Origin of the sequence: Mesorhizobium sp. M4A.F.Ca.ET.050.02.1.1 (assembly GCF_003997725.1) — a bacterium.
GTDB lineage: Bacteria > Pseudomonadota > Alphaproteobacteria > Rhizobiales > Rhizobiaceae > Mesorhizobium.
This window is the reverse complement of sequence record NZ_RZSG01000630.1, coordinates 1-3,567: the sequence shown is the minus strand read 5'-3', so window position 1 is coordinate 3,567 and position 3,567 is coordinate 1. Positions and strand designations below refer to the sequence as shown.

At 65.2% G+C, this 3,567-nt stretch carries 3 protein-coding genes; all 3 read left to right on the top strand.

The window, feature by feature from the left end; genetic code table 11:
• The first annotated feature begins 419 nt into the window (after positions 1-419).
• On the top strand, positions 420-770 hold the full coding sequence (locus tag EOA33_RS28295) for a cupin domain-containing protein (RefSeq protein WP_127407139.1): 351 nt from the start codon (positions 420-422) through the stop codon (positions 768-770).
• A 204-nt stretch (positions 771-974) separates the two neighbouring features.
• On the top strand, positions 975-1,517 hold the full coding sequence (locus EOA33_RS28290) for a hypothetical protein (protein WP_127400134.1): 543 nt from the start codon (positions 975-977) through the stop codon (positions 1,515-1,517).
• 162 nt (positions 1,518-1,679) lie between these two features.
• Positions 1,680-3,567 (top strand): AI-2E family transporter (locus EOA33_RS28285; protein WP_145989321.1); only part of this gene is annotated, 1,888 nt, incomplete at its 3' end.

Below are 3,567 nucleotides of genomic sequence, written 5' to 3'. Positions count from 1 at the left end.
CAGGCGCTGGCCTTCTATGTCGGGCCGGAACGAAGCCGAGGCCGGGAACTGTGCTGTCAAGACGACGCCTCGTACTGGTCGTTGGCAGCCCACCCAGGAACAGACTCGCCCCTGAGCGCCGATATCGCAATGCAACATATTTAACGCAGTGCAACATAAGGGGAGGGGGCGCCTCTTACCTCCCCCTTGTGGGATCTTCACAAATCCGGTTGGCAATCCGGGTGATGGGGTAAGCTGCGCCAAGCTGGAACACCCTTCATCCGTCTCGGCGCTGCGCGCTGATCCACGTTCTCCCACAGGGGGAGAAGGCAAGGGCGCTTTCGCCAATCTCCGACATTCGCGGTCGGCCTTCGCGTTGCCCGTGCCTCGCGCATCGGCTATTCCCGCTCAGCCAATATCGGCCGAAATGGGAGCTCAACATGACCGACACCATCCTCAAATTCGGCGCCATCGAGCATGCAGAGGCCGGCGACCTGCCGGGCTGGGTCGTGGTCGAGGGCAGGCCGACCATGCAGACCGCCGTGCAGCACACCACCGCCGATGGCAAGGTGATTTCGGGCACCTGGCGGGCCTCGCCCGGCACCTACCATGCCACCTACACCGACTACGAGTTCGTGCACATGATCGCCGGCCGCATCATCATCACGCCCGACGGCGGAACCCCGGTCGAGGTCGGGCCGGGCGATGCCTTCGTGATCGAAGCCGAATTCAAGGGAACCTGGAAGATCATCGAGCCGGTGACCAAGCATTTTGTCGTCAGGGTGGGCTGAGGCGGCCGCGCCGGCGGGCACGCGAAAGCACCGCCTGGGCCGGCGCCGGGAGCCACGACCCAACTCACCGAATGTTAGGGAGCGCTAAAGTATCGTTGTCCGGAAACGTGCGATCTGCTAGCATTTGATCACCGACAAACGGCGCTGGGAGCGCCGTGCGTCCGACATCATGCACAACAGATCAACTCGAACCGGAGAACGGCCATGAAACGGCTTCTGACGGTCGCTGCGCTATTGGCAGCGAGCAGTTTGATTGCGATGCAAGGCGCAGCCGCCGACGATGCTGCGCTGATCAAGAGCGCCGAGTCCGCCGCGCCCGCCGCCGTGGCGAGCGGTGCCGCAATCTACGCCATGGATGACAAGGGCACCATGCGCACGGTGCGCGAGGGCAAGAACGGCTTCTGGTGCATGCCGGACAACCCGGCTTCGCCCGGCCCGGACCCGATGTGCGGCGATGCAAACGCGATGGAATGGGCGATGGCGTGGGTCGAGAAGAAGGATCCGCCCAAGGGCAAGGTCGGCTTCATGTACATGCTGTCCGGTGGCACCGACGGCAGCAACACCGACCCCTATGCGACTGCGCCCACTGAAGGCAACAATTGGATAGAGACCGGCCCGCATGTGATGATCGTCAATGCCATGGACGTCATGAAGGGCTATCCGTCCGACCCCAAGCCTGACACTTCGAAGCCCTATGTGATGTGGCCGGGCACGCCCTACGCCCATCTGATGATCCCGGTTAAGTGACAGAGCGCAAAAGCTGCTGATCTCCCCCACAAGCGAGGAGATCGGCGGCTTTGCCGCCGCCCATCGGAACCGGGCGGTGGGCGAGCGCGTTGCCTGCCGGCTAAATATGGCCGATCATGGCCATTGGCACGGCGGAGGCATCAGGTGAATCGTCGGAACGGCATGCGAGCGTCGGAGCCGGGACTGGCAAGTCTGCTTGCTGCATCGCGGGGCCATCCGCGCACGGTGCTGCCGACGGTCGCCACCGTGGTGACGACGGTCGCGGCGCTCTATTTCGGTCGCGAGGTTTTCCTGCCGATCGCCGTCGCGCTGCTGCTCACTTTCGCCATCGCGCCGGTCGTCGCCTCGCTCAAGCGCGCAGGGGTTCCCCGCCTGCCCGCCGTCGTCGCCAGCGTGCTCGGCGCCTTCGCCGCCCTTGCCCTGTTCTCCTTCGTCGTCGCCACGCAGGTCAGCGATCTCGCCCAGAACATCCCCGTCTATCAGATCAATATCCTGACCAAGATCCGCGCGCTGAAGGAAAGCGGCCTCGGCGGCGGCATCATCGCCAGGCTGAGCGGGGTGATCGAGCGCGTCGGCCAGGAGATCGAGCGCCAGGAGCCGCAACTGCCATCGGCGGCCGAGACGCCGAAGCGCGATCCGATCCCGGTCGAGATCGTCGCGCATGAAAAGCCGCTACAGGTGCTGCAGAACCTGATCGCGCCGCTGCTCAGCCCGCTCGCCTCGGCCGGCCTGGTCATCGTCGTGGTCATATTCATGCTGATGGAGCGCGAGGATCTGCGCGACCGCTTCATCCGCCTGGTCGGCTATGGCGATCTTCACCGCACCACGCAGGCGCTGCAGGATGCCGGCAAGCGGGTTGGCCAGTATCTTTTGATGCAGTTGGTGGTCAACATCGTCTACGCCGTGCCGATCACCATCGGACTTTGGGTGCTGGGCATCCCCAATGCGCTGTTGTGGGGGATGCTCGCGTTGGCGCTGCGCTTCGTCCCCTATATCGGCCCGATTATCGGCGCGCTGTTGCCGCTGTTCCTGGCGCTGGCCGTGGCACCCGGCTGGGCGCTGCTCTTGTGGACGGCGGCCCTGTTCATCGTGATGGAGCTGATCACCGGCAATGTGATCGAACCCTGGCTCTACGGCTCGCGCACCGGCCTGTCGCCACTCGCCATCATCGTCGCGGCGATCTTCTGGACCTGGCTCTGGGGCCCCCTTGGCCTGGTCCTGTCGACGCCGCTCACCGTCTGCCTGGTCGTGCTCGGCCGCCATGTGCCGCAATTCGAATTCCTCGACGTGCTGTTCGGCAACGAGCCGGTGCTGGAGCCGCACGCCCGGCTCTACCAGCGGCTGCTGGCCGGCGATCCGGACGAGGCGACCGACCACGCCGAGGAATACCTGGAAGACAAATATCTGTTCGAGTTCTACGACAAGGTGGCTATCCCTGCTTTGTTGCTCGGCGAGCACGACCGCATGCGCGGCGTCCTCGACGATGAGCAGCGGCGCCTGGTGGCCGGCAGCGCCGAGGCCCTGGTGGCGAACCTCGACGACAGTGCCCAGCAGGAAGCCGAAGAGGAAGAGGTCGAGCCGGAAGCCGCCGGCTCGGGCGACGATAAGGCCGGCGAACGCAAGGCGTCCGAGCGCAGGCCTGGCGAGGACAAGGAAGCCGAGGAGGTTGAAGAGGTGAACCTGCCGGATGGAACCGGCATTGCGGTTCTATGCGCTGGCGGGCGCGACGAACTCGACGATGCGGCGGCCGCCATGCTGGCGCAGGTGCTGGAAGTGCAGGGCGCCGCGGTGACGAAGGCGGGCTTCACCGATATCGAGCCCGGCGGTGTGCGCCATCTCGAACTCGACGGGATCGACACGGTCGTCATCGGCTTCCTCAACCGGGATTCCGTCAAGCATGCGCGCTTTCTGGTGCGGCGGCTGAAGCGCCGCAGGCCAAAGCTCAGGGTCGGCATCGTCTTCTGGTCGGAAACCGGCAACAGCGACAGGCAGGCGGCCACCGCCGAGGCCGGCGACCTCAATGCCGATTTCGTCGCCTACGGCATGGTCG

Bases quoted from the DNA above. Each gene is read 5' to 3' on its own strand.
- EOA33_RS28295 (WP_127407139.1), top strand. From the start codon at position 420: ATGACCGACACCATCCTCAAATTCGGCGCCATCGAGCATGCAGAGGCC.
- EOA33_RS28290 (WP_127400134.1), top strand. From the start codon at position 975: ATGAAACGGCTTCTGACGGTCGCTGCGCTATTGGCAGCGAGCAGTTTG.